This is a genomic window from Allobosea sp. UNC402CLCol, from assembly GCF_000745475.1.
In the GTDB taxonomy this organism is placed as follows: domain Bacteria; phylum Pseudomonadota; class Alphaproteobacteria; order Rhizobiales; family Beijerinckiaceae; genus Allobosea; species Allobosea spartocytisi.
The window spans coordinates 328482-347052 of record NZ_JQJJ01000010.1; the positions used below are offsets into that span (position 1 = coordinate 328482).

Below are 18571 nucleotides of genomic sequence, written 5' to 3' on the forward strand. Positions count from 1 at the left end.
AGTTGAAGTGAATATAGAATGTCAAAATTATATTCGATAGTAGCGCGAGATTCTGTGCGTACCGTGAGGGTTTTGCTGAAATCGGGGGCTGTATTGTAGGCTTGGACTACTTTCCAGCTCTCCCGAAGCGCGTAGCACTCTCGCTCGGCAGGGTGCTCGCTGCAGGAGAGACGGGCTGCGACGTGAGTGGAGCTGACGGTTTGGACAAAAACTGGCACCATGCCTCCATCAGCTTCCGTCGTCTTTCCAAAGCATCTCCTCGCCGATAGGCCCGCTGCGTCTCGTCGCCAACTGAATGAGACAGCGCGGCTTCCGCAAGCTCTCTGGGAAAGTTAGTTCGCTCGCCGCACCAATCTCGAAACGACGAACGAAAGCCATGCTGTGTGAATTCCGACGCGCCCATACGTCGTAACAGCATTTCCATCGCCATTCCCGACAGCGGCTTGTCGGTCTTCTGGCCGGGGAAGACGAAATCGCTGATCTTCGTGCGCTTCTGCCTCTCGACGATGCTCACTGCGCTTGTGCTCAATGGCACGCGATGGGGCTTCCCGTTCTTCATTCTCTCGCGAGGGATGGTCCAAACTCTCGAATCGAGATTGAACTCCTCCCACCGGGCGCCGAGAGCCTCATTGGCGCGGCTTGCATTTAAGATTGCAAAATCTAGGGCGGCGGCAGCTGTTGCATCTCGGAGGCGCAGCTTGGCAACGAATGTGGGAACGTCTGCATACGGCATTGCGGCGTGGTGTCCGCGCGCAAGCTTGGTTCGCTGGGACAGCAATGTTTGCAGATGGCCACGCCAACGAGCAGGGTTCTCCCAAGGCGAGGCGATCTCGCCTTTAGCCTTGGCTGCATCAAGAACGCGCTCAATGCGTCCGCGCACCCTTGAGGCTGTCTCCTGTTTAGTTTGCCAAAGAGGCTGGAGAATTCTCAGAATGTCAGCGGTCTCCACGTCCTGCAGGGCCTTTCCTCGGATCGGCAACGCATAGTGCTCCAGCGCCCTTTTCCATTGGGCTCGGTGGCGAACGTTCTTGAAGCCGGGAACGATTGAGCGGAGCAACTCGTCGGCAGACTCACCAAATGTTTTCGGGGCCTTGCGAGCGGCATTCGCCTTCCGGGCGTCTATAGGATTGATCCCTGCGGATACCGAGGCTCTGGCAGCTGCGGCTTTATCTCTTGCGCCAGCGAGGGTCGTTCCCCTGAGGCCGCCTAGACCCATCTCCTTGCGTTTGCTCTGCCACCTAAAAACAAAAAGCCATCTGCGCGCCCCGCTGGTATCGACGACGAGATAGAGGCCGCCGCCGTCGCTATGAAGCCCCGGCGCCTTCAATGTCTTCACTTGAAGGGCCGTTAGCTTGTGAAGCTTCTGTCCCATATCGCCTCGATTCCACCCTAACATTTACCCTAATAGGAACGAGGTATCGTACTGGATTGATCTGGACGGAACTAGCAAAAAGCGATGATTATATCGGTAGAATTCGCGGAATTTTGGTCCAAGGCGCACTGCTATGGACCATAGTTCGGCGTCCTTCCGGGACGCCATTTTACCCTCCCGTTCCCATCTGAGAATCGGCTCGGCCATGGCATCGGGCCGGACGGCGGAATCCGCTTTTCCCGAACCATCCGATGCAACACCAGGCAGATCGATCGCCGTTATCGCGCCCGGCAGGGCGCGCGGCGATCTAGGCGTCAGGTTTCCGGCAAGCTATGCAGGGGGCATGGATACCGTCGCGCCGCAAGAGCTGTTCTCCCATGTCCGCATCGTCATGGGCATGGTGATCGGCCTCGGCATCACCCGCATGCTCCTGGGCATTGCCGGCTTCATCCAGCATCCCGGCCGCAATCGCGTCTCGCTGCTGCACATGCTCTGGGTCGGCTCGATCCTGCTCGAGCTGGCGCTGTTCTGGTGGTGGGAGTTCGCGCTGTCGCGGATCCCGAGCTGGAGCTTCGGCGTCTTCCTGTTCCTGATCGGCTATGCCGTCGTGCTCTATCTGCTCGCGGCGCTGCTCTTCCCGGATTCGATTGCGGAATATGCCGGCTACGAGGATTTCTTCATCAAGCGGCGGCGCTGGTTCTTCGGGCTGCTCGCCGTCGCCTTCCTGCTCGACGTCGTCGACACGCTGATCAAGGGGCTCGACCATTGGAGCCAGCTCAGCAGCGATTATCTGCTGCAGGTGCCGATCGGCTTGGCCTTCTGCGTCGTCGGCAGCATCTGGGCGGATCGCCGCCTGCAGATCGCGATCGCCATCACCCACCTCGTCTATCAGTTCTACTGGATCATCCGCCTCCTCTCCGCCATGCACGGATAGGGTTCAGGTTCTGGTCTCGGTCAGCGCCATCTGCCAGAAATCGGCCTCCAGCCGCGAGGCCTTGGCGAAGAGGGCGGTGAGCTCGGCGAAGCGGCGCTCGGTCATCGCGCGCGCGGCGAGATCGTCGAGATGGCGGCGGGCTTCTGCGGCGACCTGCTGATAGGTCTCCCCGGCATATTCGCCGATCCAGTCGCGATAGGGATGGTTGGCAAGCGCTTCGATGCCCACCGGCGTAAGGGTGCGGCCGATCTCGGCATAGCCGATGACGCAAGGCGCGAGCGCGACATGCAGGTCGAGCAGGTCGCCCGCCATGCCGCAATCGAGCACGAAGCGGGTATAGGCGATGGTGGCCTGATGCTCCGGCGCGGCTTCGATCGCCTCGGGCGAGAGGCCCCAGCGGCCGCAGAGCCGGACATGCAGATCCATCTCGACATCGAGGATGGCGTCGAGGCCCGCCTTGGCGGCGCGCATATCGGCGAGGCTGCGGCCCTTGTAGATCGCCAGTGCATAGGCGCGCGCGAACTGGATCAGGAAGAGATAATCCTGGACGAGGTAGTAGCGGAAGGCCTCCTGCGGCAGGGTGCCTGCGCCCATCCGGCGGACGAAGTCGTGATCGACGTAAGATTGCCAGTCGCTGCTGGCTGCGGCCTTCAATCGCGCGAAGAGATCCATCTCAGTGCTCATAGGCGGAGTCGAAAAAGGCCAGCTCAAGCGCGACCGCGCGCAGGAAGAAATCGCGGCTCAACGCCGCCTCGGCCGGGCCGACGCGGTCGAGTTCGGCGCGCAGGAAGGCGACGAAATCGCGGAAGTCGGGATTGTCGTGCAGGCTGATCCATTCGGCATGGACGAAGTTCCGCGGCAGCGGCGCCGTCGCCTTCGTCGCCCAGTCGAGATAGAGCCACTCCGCCACGTTCAGGACGGCCAGGGCGGCGGCGTAGGAGCGGGTCGCGGCGGCGTCCCGCATGATCGTCTTGAAGCCGGCCGTGGCCTGCGTGTCCGGGGGCTGCTCGCGCTCGGCGGCGGTCACGCCGAGCGCTTGGAAGGCGCGCAGGAAATAGGTGTTCTCCTCGCCTGAGACCATGCCGATGAAACGGCCGAAGCGCAGCCGCGCCTCGAAGCTGTCGGTGGTGGCGACGGCCGCGCCGAGCAAGGTGAGGAAGGCGTCGAGAAAGCGGTGGTCCTGGATCAGGTAGCGCGCCATCACGGCGTCGGAGATCGTTCCGGAGAGCAGCTCGCGCACGAAGCGATGCTCCGTCGCCTGCGACCAGAGCGGCTCGCTCGCCTGCCGCAAGGTCTCGCTGAAACGTTCGGTCATCATGTCGTCTCCGGAAGGGCACGCATCACGGCAGCGCCGGATCCGGGCAATCTAGGCGCGCCGGGAATTCCGCTCAACTCTTTGTTCCATATGGAAAATTGGAACAGTTCGAAGATGCGAGGGTAGCCGCCGTGGGCGATCAGGCGGTTGCGGTTCCGGCCTTCGCGAAGGGGGCGAAATGGCGGACGACCTGACGGTAGACGCCCTGCTTGAAGGGGATGATCAGCTCCGGCGTCTCGGCAAGCGGGGCCCAGCGCCAGGCGTCGAACTCGGCCTTGTGGCCGCCGGCGGGCGTGAGGATGTCGATTTCGCTTTCGGAGCCGGTGAAGCGGAAGGCGAACCAGCGCTGCGCCTGGCCGCGCCAGCGGCCTTTCCAGGCCTCCTGGCCGATATCGACCGGCAGATCGTAGCTCAGCCAGCCCGGCGCCTCGGCCAGGAGCTCGACGGAGGTGATGTTGGTCTCCTCCTGCAATTCGCGCCGGGCGGCTTCCAGCGGCGTCTCGCCCTTGTCGATGCCGCCTTGCGGCATCTGCCAGGCATGGCCGGGGGCGACATGCTCGCGCTTGGTCTTGTCGGCGCGCCGGCCGATGAAGACGAGGCCTTCGGCATTGAACAGGGCGAGACCCACGCAGGGGCGGTAGCCTTCGGGGGCGGCGTCGGTCATCGCGGAGATCCGGTCGGGAGAGAGCCTGCGGGGCGCGAGCCTGGGCCGAGCGAGCCTGTGCTCTTGGGGTTGCGGAAACCCCGCGCGGCGCTCACCGGCACGATCGCGATCTTCTTCGCTTCAAGGGATTGCGCCCATTGCGCGATCCGCTCGATCGAGACGGGCAGGGCGCTCGCCGCCGCGACGACGATGCCCTGGTCGCGCGCCATCGCTTCCAGATTGGCGAGTTCCTTGTCGATGGCGTCGGCGCGCGCCACCGTGTCGATGGTCCGGTCGATCCTGAGCGCCGGGATCTGGGCGCGGCTGGCCGCCGGCGCGAGCTGGCTGCGCGCCGAGGAGCCATCATCGACGACCAGGAGCCCGCGCCCGGCGAGATCGCGCAGGATCGGCGAGAGGGCGCCTTCATCCGCCGTCAGCCGGCCGCCGAGGAAGTTGATGATGCCGACATAGCCAGTGAAGCGGCCGAGCGACCAGTGCAGCTTGTCGAGATTGTCGGGGGCTTTCGGACCCGTCAGCAGCGTGTGCGGGCCGGGATCGTTGTCGGGGTAGTCGAAGGGCTCCATCGGAAGCTGTAGGAAGACCTCGTGTCCTTCGCCCCGCGCGCGCTGGACGGTGCGTTCGAGCTCGGTGCCATAGGGGGCGAAGGCGAGCGAAACCTGTGGCGGCAGCCGGGTGATCGCATCCGACGTGCCGCTCTGGCTGATGCCGAGGCCGCCGACGACGAGCGCCACCCGTCCGGCCGGCTTGGTCGCGGGGGCCGGGCCGAGCGGGCGGGCATAGATCTGCGCCGGGGTGGCGCCGTCCGGTCCGGCCTTCGGCAGCAGGCCGTAGCGCGTGCGCTCGACGAGGCGGTTGTCGGGGGCCGGGGCGAGCTTGATCTGGCCGGCGTCGTCGGGAACGGTGATGACGATGGCGCCGGGTGCGTCCGAATCCGGGCGGTAGACGGTGACGCCCGCATTGCTCTCGAGCTGCGCGGCGCTGGCGGGTCCGCGCGGGCCGGGATTGGTCGCGGCGTCCGGGCCGGTCGCGACGGCGACGGGCGGTGCGGCGCGCTTCTCGATGGTCGCGACGGCCATGGGTTCGCCGCCATCGGGATCGCGGCGCAGGGCGACGACGAGGAGGAGGCCGAGAAGCACGGTGCCGACGAAGCCGGCCGCGGCGGTCGCAAGCCAGCGCCCCCACGGCCTGTTCGCGCGCGCAGGCTTGTCCTGGCCGAGCGGCCGGTTGAGGTCCGTGAGCGGCATTCCGGCCAAAGGTCAGCCGTCCTAACAGATTGCGACGCGGACCCGAATCAGTGGTCCGCGCGCTAGTCTTGTCGTCTTAGCCGCCCGCAGTCGAGCCCCGAGGCGCGCTCGGGGCCGCTCGTCAGGGCTTGGGCGCTTCCGGCGTGGCCGGCGCCGCGGGGGCGGCCGGAGCGGGAGCGGGCGTTGCGGCCGGGGGCTCGGCCGGCTTCTGGGCGAGCGCGGCGGCATCCTTCTTCACGCCGTGAAGCAGGTCGATCGCCGCGATGAGCTGCGTGTCCTTCTTGGGATCGTTCGGGACATAGGAGCTCGAGCCGGACTGCTCCTCGCCCTCGCCGGCCTTGAGATGGCCCTTGAGCGCGGCTTCGCCCTTGTTGTCGACGAGCTTGTCCTTGAGCTCGGCCGGGATGTCCTGCAGCACCTCGATGTCCGGGGTGATGCCCTTGGCCTGGATCGAGTTGCCCGACGGGGTGTAGTAGCGCGCTGTGGTCAGGCGCAGGCCGCCATTCGAGCCGAGCGGGATCACGGTCTGCACCGAGCCCTTGCCGAAGGAACGCGTGCCGATCAGCGTGGCGCGCTTGTGGTCCTGCAAGGCGCCGGCGACGATCTCGGCCGCCGAGGCGGACGAGCCGTTGATCAGCACGACGACCGGCTTGCCCTTGGTGAGGTCGCCCGACTTGGCGTTGAAGACCTGCGTCTCCTCGGCGTTGCGGCCGCGGGTCGAGACGATGCGGCCGCGCTCGAGGAAGGCGTCGGAGACCAGCACGGACTGGTCGAGGCGCCCGCCGCGGTTGTTGCGCAGGTCGATGATGTAGCCCTTGAGCTTGTCGGCGCCGATCTCGCTGGTGGTCTTGTCGATCGCCTTGCGCAGGCCGTCATAGGTCTGCTCGGAGAAGGTGCCGATGCGGATATAGGCGATGTCGCCCTCGACGCGCTCCTCAACCGCCGGAACGACGATGGTCTGGCGGGTCAGGGTGAAGTCCAGCGGCTCCGTCTTGCCGGGGCGCTCGACCTTCAGCGTCACCTGGGTGTTGATCAGGCCGCGCATCTTGTCGACCGCCTGGGTGAGGGAGAGCCCCTTCACCTCGGTGCCGTCGATCTGGCGGATGATGTCGTTGGCGAGGATGCCGGCCTTGGAGGCGGGCGTGTCCTTGATCGGCTTGGCGACCTTGAGGACGCCGTCCTCCATGGTCACCTCGATGCCGAGGCCGCCGAACTGGCCGCGCATGTCGGTGTCCATCTCGCGGAAGGACTTGGCGTCGAGATAGGAGGAATGCGGGTCGAGCGAGGAGACCATGCCGTTGATGGCGGCCTCGATCAGCTTCTGCTCGTCGGGCTTGTCGACATAGTCGGTGCGGATCTTCTCGAAGATGTCACCGAACAGGTTGAGGCTGCGATAGACCTCGGCCGAGGCGGCGACGGCGCTGGTCGAACTCAACAACCGCGTCTGGGTAGCCAGTCCGGTCAGGCCCGCGCCCATGATGGCGCCGGCGAGAACGAGAGAAACCTTGCGCATCATCCGCGAACCTTTTCGCCTTGCGATTTCGTCCACCACGGCGTCGGATCGACCGAAACACCGTCTTTTCTGAATTCTATATACAGGACCGGTTGGCCGGTTCCCACTCCTACTGTCGTCGCCGCAGCTTCCGATGTTTCGCCCATCACCGCAACCGGCTCGCCGGCGAGCACGAACTGGTTGAGGGCGACATCGATGCGCTGCATTCCTGCCAGCAATATGTAGTATCCGCCGCCGGCATTCAGGATCAAGAGCTGCCCGAAGGAACGGAACGGACCCGCATAAACCACCCAAGCGTCAGAAGGCGCCGAAACTAGGGCGCCGGAACGGGTTTCCAGTGAAATCCCGCGCGTGGTGCCGCCGGCGCCGTCCGCATCGCCAAAACCACGCAATCGTGAACCCGCGGCGGGCAGCGAGAGCAGGCCGCGGGCGTCGGCGAAGGCGATCTTGGGGGCGAGCCGGGCCGGGTCCTTGAAGGCGAGCGCGGTCATGCGTTCGCGCTGCTCGCGGGTTTCCTGCTCGATCGCCTGGCGGGCCGCCTCCGCCGCCTTGCTCGCGACGGAGATCTCCTTCTCGATCTTCTCGACGAAGTCACGCATGGAGCGCGCCTGGCCGGCGAGCTGGTCGCCCAGCGCCTTCTGCGCATCGACATCCTTGGCCGCGCTGGCCTCGCGCTCGCGCCTTGCCTCGATCAGCGATGCCAGGCGCTGGCGCTCGGCCGCGAGCTGCTCCATCTCCGCGCCGATCCGGGTCTTCTCCGCGGCGATGTTGTCGCGCAGCCGCACCAGCTCGGCGAGGTCGGTGCCGAGAATCTCGACCTCCTGCCGCAGGTCCGGCACCACGGCGCCGAGCAGCATCGAGGCCCTGACCGCCTCGAGGATATCCTCGGGCCTGACCAGCACGGCCGGCGGCGGGCGCCGGCCGATGCGCTGGAGCGCCGCCAATACCTCGGCGATCAACCCGCGCCGGCTCTCGAGCGAGCGGCGGATCGCCGCCTCGCTGGATTGCGACAGAGCGAGCCGCTTCTCGAGGTCGCCGAGCTTCTCTTCGCCGGCCTGGGTGCGGGCCGTCGTGTCGAGCAGGGCCTTGTTGAGCGCGGCGCGGTCGGCGCGGATCGCGGCGATCTCGCCTTCGAGCTTGCGGCGGACTTCGATATTGCCGTCGAGGCGCTGCTCGATGGCCTTCAGCTCGGCCTCGCGCGCCTGCTTCTCGACGAGCTTCTGCATCGCCTCGCGCTGGAAGGCGTCCGGATCGGGCGGGGCGCTCTGGGCGCGCAACGGCGATGCCGTGCCGAGGAGCAGGGCGGCAGCTAGGCCCAGACGGGGGAGCGCGGTGCGAATCATCGGCTAAGCGCGAGTCATACGCGATGATAGGGGTGCCCGGCGAGGATCGTCATCGCCCGGTAGACCTGCTCCAGCACGAGCGCGCGCACGATCTGGTGCGGCAGGGTGAGCGCTCCGAAGGCGAGCGTGATGTCGGCGCGGTCGCGGATCGCCTCGTTCAAGCCGTCGGCGCCGCCGATGACGAAGCTGGCATGGGCGATGCCGCCATCGCGCGCGGCAGCGAGGCGGCTGGCGAAGGCTTCGCTGCCGAGATTCTTCCCGCGCTCGTCGAGCGCGACGATCAGCCCGGGCGACGGGAGCCTGGCGAGGATCGCCTCGCCCTCGTCGCGCTTGCGCTCCTCGGGCCGGCGGCCCCGGCTTTCCGGCAATTCGACGATCTCGGGACCGCTGAAGCCGATGGTCCGGCCGAGCGCCACCGCGCGCTCGCGGTAGCGCTCGCAGAGCTCGCGTTCCGGCCCGTCCTTGAGCCGGCCGACCGCAATAACGGCGAGCCGCATGAGGGTTTCGACCCTATGCTGCGATCAGCTCACGAGACGTTCGTTCGGGCGATCGGTGCCCCACATCTTCTCGAGATTGTAGAACTGGCGCACTTCCGGCCGGAAGACATGGACGATGATATCGCCGGTATCGATCAGCACCCAGTCGCAAGCCGGCATGCCCTCGACCTTCGGCGTGGGCAGTCCGGAGCCCTTGAGGGCTTCGATCAGGGCCTCGCTGATGGCGGCGACATGGCGATTGACGTTGCCCGAGGCGATAATCATCGCGTCGGCCAGCGACGTCTTACCAACGAGGTCGATCACCGTGATGTCCTCGGCCTTCATGTCTTCGAGGACACGTTGCGCAAGGGCGATGCTATCGGCGGAGGGGTTGTCCGCAACAGCAGCCTGGGGAAGCGGCTTCGGCTCGGCTTCACCAAGGGTTTGACGGTTCAGTGACGTATCCTCTCGATCTCGACGCGCTCTCGGCGCGACGCAGGTAAAATAAGCCGGATAGGTCCGGAGTTCAATCGCGTCCGGCCTGTCGGCGCAGCTTGGTCGAGGACAGGTCCGAACGGCGGCCATGCAGGAACACCCAGGCGGGCGGGTGTATCCGTGCCAGCGCCGCGCCCTCGCTTTCGGGAATGCGCCAGCGCGACATCCAGTTGGCGGCCGGCGAGGCGATGGCGCTGTGGGTCGAGCCCGGCCGGTCGACCACGGCGATCGGCATCATCCGGGCGATGGCGCGCCACTCGTTCCAGCGGTGGAAGCTGGCGAGATTGTCGGAGCCCATGATCCAGACGAAGCGGACGCCGGGGCAGCGCCGCTTCAGGGCGCGCAGCGTGTCGGCGGTGTAGCGGGTGCGCAGCCGTGCCTCGATGCCGGTGACATGGATGCGGGCATGGTCGGCGAGCTTGCGGCCGAAGCGGATGCGCTCGGCCAGCGAGGGGAGGTTGCTGTTGTTCTTCAGCGGGTTGCCGGGGGTGACGAGCCACCAGATCCGGTCGAGCTGGAGCCGCTGCAGCGCTGTCACGCTGGCCATGCGATGGCCGTCATGGGCGGGGTTGAAGGTGCCGCCGAACAGGCCGATGCGCAGGCCCGGCGCGAAGGGCGGCAGCCGCAGATGTTCCATTGTGGCGATCGGCTGGGATGTCACGAGAGCGCTTGCGTCAAGGCCGGGTCTGGCCGCAGCCATGGACGCGGTATTTGAAGGAGCAGAGCTGCTCGACGCCGACCGGTCCGCGCGCATGCATCCGTCCCGTTGCGATGCCGATCTCGGCGCCGAAGCCGAATTCGCCGCCATCGGCGAACTGGGTCGAGGCGTTGTGGATCACGATGGCGGAATCGACCTCGGCGAGGAAGCGGGCGGCCGCCTCCGCATCGGCCGTGACGATGGCGTCGGTGTGGTGCGAGCCGTAGCGCTCGATATGGTCGATCGCCGCGTCGAGGCCGGGGACACGTTTCACCGCGATGATGCGGTCGAGATACTCGGTCGCCCAATCCTCCTCCGTCGCGGCGGTGACGCGGGCATCGAGGCCTTGCGTCGCCGCGTCGCCGCGCACCGCGCAGCCGGCATCGAGCAGGGCGGCGACAAGCGGCGCGAGATGGGTCGCGGCGCAGGCTTCATCGACCAGCAAGGTCTCGGCCGCGCCGCAGACGCCGGTGCGGCGCAATTTGGCGTTGAGCAGGATGTCGCGCGTCATGGCGAGGTCGGCGGCGCCATGGACATAGACATGGCAGTTGCCGTCGAGATGGGCGAAGACCGGCACGCGCGCCTCGCTCTGCACGCGGGCGACGAGGCTTTTCCCCCCGCGCGGGACGACGACATCGACAGTGCCGCTGAGCCCCGAGAGGATTTCGCCGACGGCGGCGCGGTCGCGCGTCGGCACGAGCTGGATGGCGTCGCCGGGCAGGCCGGCCGCCTCCAGACCTTCGCGCATGGCGGCGGCGATCTCGGTGGAGGAGCGGAAGGAATCGGAGCCGGCGCGCAGGATCGCGGCATTGCCGCTCTTCAGGCAGAGCGCGCCCGCATCGGCCGTGACATTGGGGCGGCTCTCGAAGATCACGGCGATGACGCCGAGCGGGGTCGCGACGCGCTCGAAGCGTAGGCCGTTCGGCTGCGTCCATTCCGCCAGCACGCGGCCGAGCGGATCGGCCAGCCCGGCGACCTCGGCGACGGCGTCGGCGATGGCTGCGAGCCGCTTCTCGTCGAGGGCAAGGCGATCCATGAAGCTGGCGCTCAGGCCGGCCGCCTTGCCGTCGGCCAGGTCCTGCGCATTGGCGGCCAGGATGCGGGCGCTGCGGGCGCGCAGCGCCTCGGCCATGGCGAGGAGGGCGGCATTGCGCCGGTCGGCGGAGCTGAGCGCGACCTTGCGCGCGGCGGCGCGGGCGCGCCGGCCGACCTCCTGCATGACTTGCTGCACGACTTGGCCGACTTGCCTGTCGGCCTCGCTCGTCGCGATGATGCGCAGCGCGCTGTCGCTCGTCATCCTGTCCCGCCCAAAATATGCATCCGGCTTTGTATTTAGCTCAGACCGAGCGCCATGTCGTCCCGGTGGATCATCTCGGCCCGGCCGGGATAGCCCAGCACCGTCTCGATGTCGCGCGAGGCCTTGCCGAGCACGAGCGCGGCTTCCGACGCATCATAGGCGACGAGGCCGCGGCCGAGCACCTGCCCGGCGGGGTCGCGGATCAGCACGGCGTCGCCGCGCGAGAATTCGCCCTCGATGCGGCTGACGCCGACCGGCAGCAGGCTTGCCCCGCCGCGCAGCGCCCGGGCTGCGCCGGCATCGACATGCAGCGTGCCGCGCGGCTCGAGCGAGCCGGCGATCCAGGTCTTGCGCGCGGTCGCGGGTGTGGAGGCGGTGAGGAACCAGGTGCAGCGCCCCCCGGCGGCGATGGCGGCGAGCGGATTCTTGGCCCGCCCGTCGGCGATCAGCATATGCGTGCCGCCGGCGGCTGCGATCTTGCCGGCCTCGATCTTGGTGCGCATGCCGCCGCGCGAGAGCTCGGATGCCGCGCCGCCGGCCATGGCGTCGATCTCGGGCGTGATGCGCTCGACCACCGGGATGTGCCGCGCCTCGGGGTCCTTGGCGGGCGGGGCGGTGTAGAGCCCGTCGATGTCGGAGAACAGCACGAGCAGGTCGGCGCCGGCCATGGTCGCGACCCGCGCGGCGAGCCGGTCGTTGTCGCCGTAGCGGATCTCGGTGGTGGCGACGGTGTCGTTCTCGTTGATGACGGGGATGGCGCGCAGGTCGAGCAGGCGCCCGAGCGTCGCGCGCGCGTTGAGATAGCGGCGGCGCTGCTCGGTGTCGGCCAGCGTCAGCAGGATCTGGCCGGCGGTCAGGCCATGGGCGCCGAGCGCCTCGGCCCAGTTGCGGGCGAGCGCGATCTGCCCGACCGCCGCCGCCGCCTGGCTCTCCTCCAGCCGCAAGGGGCCGGAGGGCAGGCCGAGCACGGTGCGCCCGAGCGCGATCGCGCCAGAGGAGACGACGAGGATGTCGGCGCCGCGCTGGTGGAGATCGGCGAGGTCTTCTGCGAGCGCGGCCAGCCAGGCATGGCGCAGGCGGCCGCGGCTCCGGTCGACCAGCAGGCTGGAGCCGACCTTCACGACGATGCGGCGAAACTGGGCGAGGGTGGGCGTGTTCACGGGTGCGGAACCGATTGCGGCGACGTTCATGCCTGTTTGGGGAAAACCGCGCGGATGTAAAGCGTTGGCGCCGTGAGGACGGGCAGGCGGGGGACGCATCGGCGGCCGCCGAAGTTGACAATGAGGGCCAGCGCACCCATATCGGGGCTCGCTTCGGTTGCACTCGCCGCGTTTTCAGCGCCTCTGCGACTTTTCCGTCACTCCGGACTGCTTCTGGCCGCCGCCTTTCGCGACGGCACATCGCGTCCATTCCCAACAGGAGGCCGCAATGCAAGTTCTCGTCCGGGACAACAATGTCGACCAGGCCCTGCGCGTACTGAAGAAAAAGATGCAGCGCGAGGGCGTTTTCCGCGAGATGAAGCGCCGTTCCGCTTACGAGAAGCCCTCCGAGCGGCGCGTGCGCGAGAAGGCCGACGCCATCCGCCGCGCCCGCAAGCTCGCCCGCAAGCAGGCCCAGCGCGAGGGTCTGATCGCCGCGCCGAAGCCCAAACCGCGTCCGGTCCGCGCTGGAAGCGCACCCGCTCCGCGCTGATTTCGATACCAATTCGCCGCAATCTGGATTATTGCGCCCGCGCAGGCTGCAGATAGCCCGTGACAACCCGAGAGAAGACCACCCTTGAAGAACCCGAACGACCGCAGCTTCACTGACCGTCAGGCCAACTCCGCCAAAGCCAAGCAGGCGCTCCTCGAGCGTTTCAAGGCGCGGCCAAAGGCCGATGACCCGGTCATGATGCAGCGACGCGAAGAGCGGGAAGCCATCGCGCAGGCCCGCGCCGAGCGCGAGGCGGAGAAGGCCAGGCTTCGCGCCGAGAAGGAACGGCTGGAGGCGATCGAGCGCGAGCGCATCGCGGAAGAGAAGCGCCAGCAGGAACTCGCCCGCGAGGCCGCCCGCAAGGCGGAGCAGGCCAAGCGCGATGCAGAGCGTCCCCGCAAGGTGCTGCTCGAAGCCGTGCAGTACATGCAGATGCGCTCGGCCGGCAAGCGCCGCTGAGACATCGAGCAGGTCGCCGCACATGTCCCGACGGGACATGGAGCGAGCGAGAGGATCTGGGGCGCCGTGGGCGCCCCTTTTCATGTCTGCGTCACCTCGTCCGAAGGCCGCCCCGCATTCCCTCTGCGATCATGGCCAAAAGGTGACCGAAGCCGTTCGGCGTGCTATCGGCAAAACCGGCCGTGCGGATTAATCTGCTGGCGTTTTGAACCTTCCTCCCGCTCGCCGCGACGAATGGATGCGAGCCGGGATGCCTGGCCTTCGAGGGGCAATGCATACGGAATCGGACGAGGATCTCGTCAAGCGGATCGCTTCCGGCGACCGGCTCGCAATGAAGGTGCTGTTTTCGCGGCATCAGGTGCGGGTCTACCGTTTCGTGCTGCGGCTCGTCCGCGACGAGACGCTTGCCGAGGATGTGATCAGTGACGTGTTCATGGATCTCTGGCGACAGGCGGATCGCTTCGAGGCTCGCGCCTCGGTCGCGACCTGGCTGCTCGCCATTGCCCGCAACAAGGCCTGGTCGCTCCTGCGCAAGCGCCGCGACGCCGAGCTCGACGAGGATTACGCCAACACGATCGAGGACGAATCCGACGGTCCCGAGGTCGTCCTGCAGAAGCAGGACAAGGGTCTCGCCATCCGCGCCTGTCTCGAGCGGCTCTCGGCCGAGCATCGCGAGGTCGTCGACCTCGTCTATTATCACGAGACTTCCGTCGAGGAGGTCGCGCGGATCGTCGGGATCCCCGAGAACACGGTCAAGACCCGGCTGTTCCATGCCCGCAAGAAGCTGGGCGACATGCTCAAGGCCGCCGGCATCGACCGTGGCTGGCCGTGACACGAAGCGATTGGTGAAGTGCGGCAAGGCCGCTGCAGGAGTGGCGTCATGACCGACAGCATCGCAAGCGATCCGAAGCGCCGCGAGCTCGAAGAGCTGCTGCCCTTCTACGCCAATGGCCGCATTGCCGCGGCGGACAAGGCCCGCATCGAGGCGGCGCTCGCGACCGACGCCGAGCTCACCGCCCGGCTCGATATCATCCGCGACGACATGGCCGAGACCGTGCTGCTCAACGAGCATCTCGGCGCGCCGTCGCCGCGGGTCCTGGAGACGCTGATGGCCGGCATCGAGGCCGAGCCCCGGCAGATGCCGCTGCTGACCCGTGCCAAGGGCGGCTTCCTCGGCTGGCTCGGCGGCCTGCTGGCGTCCCAGCCGCCGCGCCGGCTGGCCTATGCCGGCGCCGCGGCCGTCGCGCTGATCGCGATCCAGGCCGTCGCCATCGGCGGGCTGGCGCTGCGCGACGCCGGCGCCGGGTTCCAGACCGCCTCCGCCCCCGGCACGCGGGCTTCGGAGCGCTATGTGCTGCTGAGTTTCGCGCCCGATGCGAAAGCCGGCGACATCGCCTCCTTCTTCAAGCGCTTCGATGCCTCGGTGGTCGATGGGCCGCGCGCCAACGGCTTCTTCAAGGTGCGGGTCGGCGACGCCTCGCTTTCGCCCGCCCAGGTCGATGCGATTGCCGCGCGGATGAAGGCGGAGAGTGGTATCGTCAGCTTCGTGGCGGCGACGCCGTGACGAAGGCTTCCGGCGCGGCGGCGGCATGCCGCGGTTCCCTCGGGTGAGGCAGGAGGATCAGGCCATGCTCCCGACCCTTCCCACGCGACGTTTCCGGCGCCTGCGACGCCTCGCGGGCGCGGGGCTTTTCGCGTTCGCCCTCTTGCCGGCGCTTGCCCTGGCCCAGTCGCCGTCGTCCGGCCCGTCCCGGCCGCAGGGCGAGACGACACGGCGCGCCGTGGCGCCGGGCGGCCAGCCGCCTTCGTCCGCGACCTCGCCCAGCCGCTCGATGCAGGTGCCGCCCGGCCTGTGGGCTCAGCCGCGCCAGGCGCGCAGCCTGGTTCCGGCGCAGGACGAGAACCGCTTCGTGCCCGACGAGGTGCTGTTCGAGCTCGCGCCCAATGCCGATGCCGATACGGTGCTGCATCGCTACGGCGCGACGGTGATCGCCCGGCAGCGCTTCGAGCTCGCGGGCGTGACGATCATCCGCGCCAGGCTCGAAGCGGGGCGCGACCTGCGCGCCGTGCTGACGCAGATGGGCGACGACGACGCCATCGCCGGAGCGCAGCCGAACTTCCTGTTCGAGCTGCAGGAGGATGCGCCCAAGCCGCTCTCCGGCCTTCCGACCGGGGCGAGCACCGCCTCCAGCGATGCGCGCAGCCAGTCGACCCTGCCGACGCTGCGGCTTTCCGATCCCACGCCCGCGGCCCGTGCGCCGGGGACGATGCGCCGGGTGCTGCCGCCGCAATATGTCATCGGCAAGCTGCATCTCTCCGAGGCGCACAAGCTGGCGCAGGGCCGTGGCGTGCGCGTCGCGCTGATCGATTCCGGCGTCGACATGGACCATCCGGAGCTGCGCGGCTCGGTCGCCGGCTATCTCGACGCGGTCGACGGGCTGGCCACGCCGCATGCCCATGGCACCTCGATGGCGACGGCCATGGTCGCGCATGGCGAGCTGGAAGGCATGGCGCCAGCGGCGCGGCTGCTCGTCGGGCGGGCCTTCGGCGGCCCGCAGACGAATTCGGCCAATGGCAAGTCGTTCCAGATCCTGACCGCGCTCGACTGGGTGGCGCAGCAGCGGGCCAAGATCATCAATCTCTCCTTCGCCGGCCCGCAGGACCGTCTGCTGTCCCAGGCGCTGGTCGGCGCGAAGGAGCGCGGGCTGATCGTGGTGGCCGCGGCCGGCAATGGCGGCCCGAAATCCGGCCCGCTCTATCCCGGCGCCGACCCGAACGTCATCGCGGTGACGGCGACCGATGCCGACGACAAGCTGTTTCCCGATGCCAATCGCGGAGGCTACATCGCCGTGGCCGCGCCCGGCGTCGACGTGCTGACGGCGGAGCCCGGCGGGCGCTACGTCTTCTCCTCGGGCACCTCGATCGCGACGGCGCATGTCTCCGGGCTCGTCGCTCTGCTGGTCGAGAAGCAGCCCGATCTAGACCTCGCCAGCGCCCGCAAGATCCTTGCCGACAGCGCCGTCGACCTCGGCGCGAAGGGGCGCGACCCCCTCTTCGGCGCCGGCCGTGTCGATGCCGAGGCGGCCGTGGCGCGGGTTCTGCCGGTCGCGACCGCGAGGCCGTGAGCGGCCCGCGCTCTTGACCTTGGCCGCCGCATCGGCCTGATGGCGCGATGCCGCGCCCGAAACTTCTTTTCGTTGCCACCGAGGACTGGTTCTTCGCCTCGCATTTCCTGCCGATGGCGCGGGCGGCGCGCGAGATGGGCCTCGACGTCGCGGTCGTCGCCCGCGAGCGCAACCACCGGCGCGTGATCGAGGCGGCAGGGGCGCGATTGATCGCGCTGGAGGCGGAGCGGCGCAGCCTCGATCCGCGCGCGCTGTTCAGGCAGGTCACGGCGCTGAAGCGGATCATCGCGGCCGAGAAGCCGGACATCCTGCACTGCATTGCATTGAAGCCGATCGCGCTGGCCGGCCTTGCCGGCAAGCTCGCCGGCATCGAGCGACGCGTCTATGCGCTGACCGGGCTCGGCTTCCTCGGCGCGAAGCAGGGCCTGCTCGCGGCGCTGGCGCGGTTTGCCGCGGTGAGCTGGCTGCGCGGCGCGATCGACGGCAGGCAGGTGCGCTTCCTGTTCGAGAATCCGGACGACCCCGTCACGCTCGGGCTTGATCCGCAGGATGCCGCCAAGGTCGCGATCGTCGGCGGGGCCGGCGTCGATCCGCTGATCCTGATGCCGTCGCCGATGCTGGCGACGCCGCCCTTCAAGGTCGCGATCGTGGCCCGGATGCTGTGGTCGAAGGGCGTCGATCTCGCGGTCGAGGCGATCAGGCTGGCGCGGGCGGAGGGGGTGAAGGTCACGCTCACCATCCATGGCGCGCCCGACCCCTCGAACCCGAAGGCGATCCCCGAGGCGACCCTGAAGGAATGGACGGCGCGGCCGGGCATCGTCTGGGCCGGGCCGACGCGCGACATCGAAGGCGTCTGGAAGGCGCATCATCTCTGCATCATGCCGTCGCGCGGCGGCGAGGGCCTGCCGCGCACCATCCTGGAGGCCGCCGCCTGCGGCCGCCCGATCCTGACGACCGACGTGCCGGGCTGCCGCAGCTTCGTGCGCGAGGGGCGGGACGGCATGGTCGTGCCGCCGGACGATGCCGCAGCGCTGGCCAAGGCGCTTCTCGTCTTCGCCCGGGCGCCGGGGGTGGCGGAGCGGATGGGCGCCAATGCGCGCGCGCGCCTGCTCGACGGCCATACCGAGCGCGACGTGATGAATGCGGTGAAGGCGCTCTATCGCGGCCTGCTGGCGCAGCCCACGACGGATGTGGCGGCATGAACGCGCTGGCGAGCGAGCCGGATCGCACCGCCTTCATCCGTGCCCATACGCGGCTCCTGCCGGTGCCCTATGCGCCGGAGATCGCGCTCCATGTCGCCGAGGAAGCGACGGAACTTTGGCAGAAGACCGAGGATGAGCTCGCCGTGATCGGCCTGCCGCCGCCGTTCTGGGCCTTCGCCTGGGCCGGCGGGCAGGCACTGGCGCGCTATCTGCTCGACCATCGGGAGATCGTCGCCGGCCGGCGCATGCTCGATTTCGCCTCGGGCTCGGGGCTCGTCGCCATCGCGGCGATGAAGGCGGGCGCGGCCAGCGTCGAAGCCTGCGACATCGACGCCTTCGCGGCGACTGCGATCGGTCTCAATGCGCAGGCGAACGGCGTCGCGGTGACGGCGCGGCTCGAAGATCTGATCGGCCATGACGAGGGCTGGGAGGTGATCTGCGCCGGCGACGTCTGCTATGAGCGCGCCATGGCGGAAGCCGTGATCGGCTGGCTCGGCGCGCTGGTGCTGCGGGGGGCGACGGTGCTGATCGGCGATCCCGGCCGCTCCTATCTGCCGAAGGACCGGCTCGAGTCCATCGCCAGTTACGAGGTGCCGGTGACGCGCGCGCTGGAAGATGCCGAGATCAAGCGCAGCTCGGTCTGGCGGTTGAAGAGCTGAACGGGTCTTGCCGAAGGCAGGCCCTCGGAGCCACGCTGCGAAGCGATCCGGTATCGTCGTGCGCTACCGTCCCCTGCATGGCTT

20 protein-coding genes are annotated in these 18571 nt (G+C 68.2%); 8 read left to right on the top strand and 12 right to left on the bottom strand.

Annotated elements, in window-relative coordinates; all coding sequences use genetic code 11:
• Positions 1-106: 106 nt before the first annotated feature.
• Entirely contained in the window at positions 107-1372 is a 1266-nt protein-coding gene (locus GY40_RS27080; protein ID WP_081925375.1) for a tyrosine-type recombinase/integrase, read from the bottom strand.
• Between the two features lie 343 nt (positions 1373-1715).
• Here GY40_RS27080 and GY40_RS13540 point away from each other — a divergent pair, with 343 nt between their 5' ends.
• Positions 1716-2306, top strand: a complete 591-nt coding sequence (locus tag GY40_RS13540; RefSeq protein ID WP_038363061.1) for a hypothetical protein — start codon at positions 1716-1718, stop codon at positions 2304-2306.
• A gap of 3 nt (positions 2307-2309) precedes the next feature.
• Here GY40_RS13540 and tenA read toward each other — a convergent pair whose 3' ends face one another.
• From tenA to proB, 11 genes are all read right to left on the bottom strand, one after another.
• The gene (tenA, locus tag GY40_RS13545) at positions 2310-2978 is read right to left on the bottom strand and encodes a thiaminase II (RefSeq protein WP_038363063.1); all 669 of its coding nucleotides are present in this window, start codon (positions 2976-2978) and stop codon (positions 2310-2312) included.
• 1 nt (position 2979) lies between these two features.
• Positions 2980-3621 (bottom strand): TenA family protein, encoded by a 642-nt coding sequence (locus GY40_RS13550; protein ID WP_038364116.1) that lies wholly within the window; start codon positions 3619-3621, stop codon positions 2980-2982.
• Between the two features lie 139 nt (positions 3622-3760).
• Complete coding sequence (locus GY40_RS13555) at positions 3761-4285, bottom strand: RNA pyrophosphohydrolase (protein ID WP_038363066.1); 525 nt, start codon at positions 4283-4285, stop codon at positions 3761-3763.
• Positions 4282-5529, bottom strand: coding sequence for a divergent polysaccharide deacetylase family protein (locus GY40_RS13560; RefSeq protein ID WP_081925376.1), 1248 nt, complete (start codon positions 5527-5529; stop codon positions 4282-4284). The genes GY40_RS13555 and GY40_RS13560 overlap by 4 nt, the downstream gene beginning before the upstream one ends.
• Before the next feature lie 121 nt (positions 5530-5650).
• Positions 5651-7042: a S41 family peptidase gene (locus GY40_RS13565; RefSeq protein WP_081925457.1), complete on the bottom strand. Its 1392-nt coding sequence runs from the start codon at positions 7040-7042 to the stop codon at positions 5651-5653.
• Complete coding sequence (locus GY40_RS13570; protein ID WP_038363068.1) at positions 7042-8385, bottom strand: murein hydrolase activator EnvC family protein; 1344 nt, start codon at positions 8383-8385, stop codon at positions 7042-7044. Before GY40_RS13570 ends, GY40_RS13565 begins: the two co-directional genes overlap by 1 nt.
• Positions 8386-8399: 14 nt before the next feature.
• A complete protein-coding gene (rlmH, locus tag GY40_RS13575; protein WP_038363070.1) occupies positions 8400-8882 on the bottom strand; it encodes a 23S rRNA (pseudouridine(1915)-N(3))-methyltransferase RlmH in 483 nt (160 codons plus the stop codon).
• A 24-nt stretch (positions 8883-8906) separates the two neighbouring features.
• Entirely contained in the window at positions 8907-9236 is a 330-nt protein-coding gene (rsfS, locus tag GY40_RS28260; RefSeq protein ID WP_248311189.1) for a ribosome silencing factor, read from the bottom strand.
• Between the two features lie 151 nt (positions 9237-9387).
• Positions 9388-9993, bottom strand: coding sequence for a nicotinate-nucleotide adenylyltransferase (locus tag GY40_RS13585; protein WP_038363075.1), 606 nt, complete (start codon positions 9991-9993; stop codon positions 9388-9390).
• A 37-nt stretch (positions 9994-10030) separates the two neighbouring features.
• A complete protein-coding gene (locus tag GY40_RS13590) occupies positions 10031-11272 on the bottom strand; it encodes a glutamate-5-semialdehyde dehydrogenase (RefSeq protein WP_051988158.1) in 1242 nt (413 codons plus the stop codon).
• 113 nt (positions 11273-11385) lie between these two features.
• Entirely contained in the window at positions 11386-12510 is a 1125-nt protein-coding gene (gene proB / locus GY40_RS13595) for a glutamate 5-kinase (RefSeq protein ID WP_038364123.1), read from the bottom strand.
• A 268-nt stretch (positions 12511-12778) separates the two neighbouring features.
• On the opposite strand from proB, the gene rpsU reads away from it, so the two are divergent.
• The 7 genes from rpsU to GY40_RS13630 all read left to right on the top strand — a co-directional run bounded on the left by rpsU (position 12779) and on the right by GY40_RS13630 (position 18487).
• Positions 12779-13042, top strand: a complete 264-nt coding sequence (gene rpsU, locus GY40_RS13600; RefSeq protein ID WP_038363081.1) for a 30S ribosomal protein S21 — start codon at positions 12779-12781, stop codon at positions 13040-13042.
• 84 nt (positions 13043-13126) lie between these two features.
• Complete coding sequence (locus GY40_RS13605; protein ID WP_081925379.1) at positions 13127-13501, top strand: DUF6481 family protein; 375 nt, start codon at positions 13127-13129, stop codon at positions 13499-13501.
• A 271-nt stretch (positions 13502-13772) separates the two neighbouring features.
• Positions 13773-14333, top strand: a complete 561-nt coding sequence (locus tag GY40_RS13610; protein ID WP_038363084.1) for a sigma-70 family RNA polymerase sigma factor — start codon at positions 13773-13775, stop codon at positions 14331-14333.
• 48 nt (positions 14334-14381) lie between these two features.
• The gene (locus GY40_RS13615; RefSeq protein WP_038363086.1) at positions 14382-15065 is read left to right on the top strand and encodes an anti-sigma factor family protein; all 684 of its coding nucleotides are present in this window, start codon (positions 14382-14384) and stop codon (positions 15063-15065) included.
• 64 nt (positions 15066-15129) lie between these two features.
• Positions 15130-16626 carry a S8 family serine peptidase gene (locus tag GY40_RS13620; RefSeq protein WP_051987978.1) on the top strand — a complete coding sequence of 499 codons (1497 nt, stop codon included), beginning with the start codon at positions 15130-15132 and terminating at the stop codon, positions 16624-16626.
• A gap of 47 nt (positions 16627-16673) precedes the next feature.
• Positions 16674-17828, top strand: coding sequence for a glycosyltransferase family 4 protein (locus tag GY40_RS13625; RefSeq protein WP_038363088.1), 1155 nt, complete (start codon positions 16674-16676; stop codon positions 17826-17828).
• Positions 17825-18487 (top strand): class I SAM-dependent methyltransferase, encoded by a 663-nt coding sequence (locus GY40_RS13630; RefSeq protein WP_051987981.1) that lies wholly within the window; start codon positions 17825-17827, stop codon positions 18485-18487. The genes GY40_RS13625 and GY40_RS13630 overlap by 4 nt, the downstream gene beginning before the upstream one ends.
• Positions 18488-18571: the final 84 nt, after the last annotated feature.

Excerpts from the sequence above, each read along its gene's own strand:
- GY40_RS27080 (WP_081925375.1), bottom strand. The coding sequence starts at position 1,372 with ATGGGACAGAAGCTTCACAAGCTAACGGCCCTTCAAGTGAAGACATTG.
- GY40_RS13540 (WP_038363061.1), top strand. The coding sequence starts at position 1,716 with ATGGATACCGTCGCGCCGCAAGAGCTGTTCTCCCATGTCCGCATCGTC.
- tenA (WP_038363063.1), bottom strand. The coding sequence starts at position 2,978 with ATGGATCTCTTCGCGCGATTGAAGGCCGCAGCCAGCAGCGACTGGCAA.
- GY40_RS13550 (WP_038364116.1), bottom strand. The coding sequence starts at position 3,621 with ATGACCGAACGTTTCAGCGAGACCTTGCGGCAGGCGAGCGAGCCGCTC.
- GY40_RS13555 (WP_038363066.1), bottom strand. The coding sequence starts at position 4,285 with ATGACCGACGCCGCCCCCGAAGGCTACCGCCCCTGCGTGGGTCTCGCC.
- GY40_RS13560 (WP_081925376.1), bottom strand. The coding sequence starts at position 5,529 with ATGCCGCTCACGGACCTCAACCGGCCGCTCGGCCAGGACAAGCCTGCG.
- GY40_RS13565 (WP_081925457.1), bottom strand. The coding sequence starts at position 7,042 with ATGCGCAAGGTTTCTCTCGTTCTCGCCGGCGCCATCATGGGCGCGGGC.
- GY40_RS13570 (WP_038363068.1), bottom strand. The coding sequence starts at position 8,385 with ATGATTCGCACCGCGCTCCCCCGTCTGGGCCTAGCTGCCGCCCTGCTC.
- rlmH (WP_038363070.1), bottom strand. The coding sequence starts at position 8,882 with ATGCGGCTCGCCGTTATTGCGGTCGGCCGGCTCAAGGACGGGCCGGAA.
- GY40_RS13585 (WP_038363075.1), bottom strand. The coding sequence starts at position 9,993 with ATGGAACATCTGCGGCTGCCGCCCTTCGCGCCGGGCCTGCGCATCGGC.
- GY40_RS13590 (WP_051988158.1), bottom strand. The coding sequence starts at position 11,272 with ATGCAGGAGGTCGGCCGGCGCGCCCGCGCCGCCGCGCGCAAGGTCGCG.
- rpsU (WP_038363081.1), top strand. The coding sequence starts at position 12,779 with ATGCAAGTTCTCGTCCGGGACAACAATGTCGACCAGGCCCTGCGCGTA.
- GY40_RS13610 (WP_038363084.1), top strand. The coding sequence starts at position 13,773 with ATGCATACGGAATCGGACGAGGATCTCGTCAAGCGGATCGCTTCCGGC.
- GY40_RS13615 (WP_038363086.1), top strand. The coding sequence starts at position 14,382 with ATGACCGACAGCATCGCAAGCGATCCGAAGCGCCGCGAGCTCGAAGAG.
- GY40_RS13620 (WP_051987978.1), top strand. The coding sequence starts at position 15,130 with ATGCTCCCGACCCTTCCCACGCGACGTTTCCGGCGCCTGCGACGCCTC.
- GY40_RS13625 (WP_038363088.1), top strand. The coding sequence starts at position 16,674 with ATGCCGCGCCCGAAACTTCTTTTCGTTGCCACCGAGGACTGGTTCTTC.
- GY40_RS13630 (WP_051987981.1), top strand. The coding sequence starts at position 17,825 with ATGAACGCGCTGGCGAGCGAGCCGGATCGCACCGCCTTCATCCGTGCC.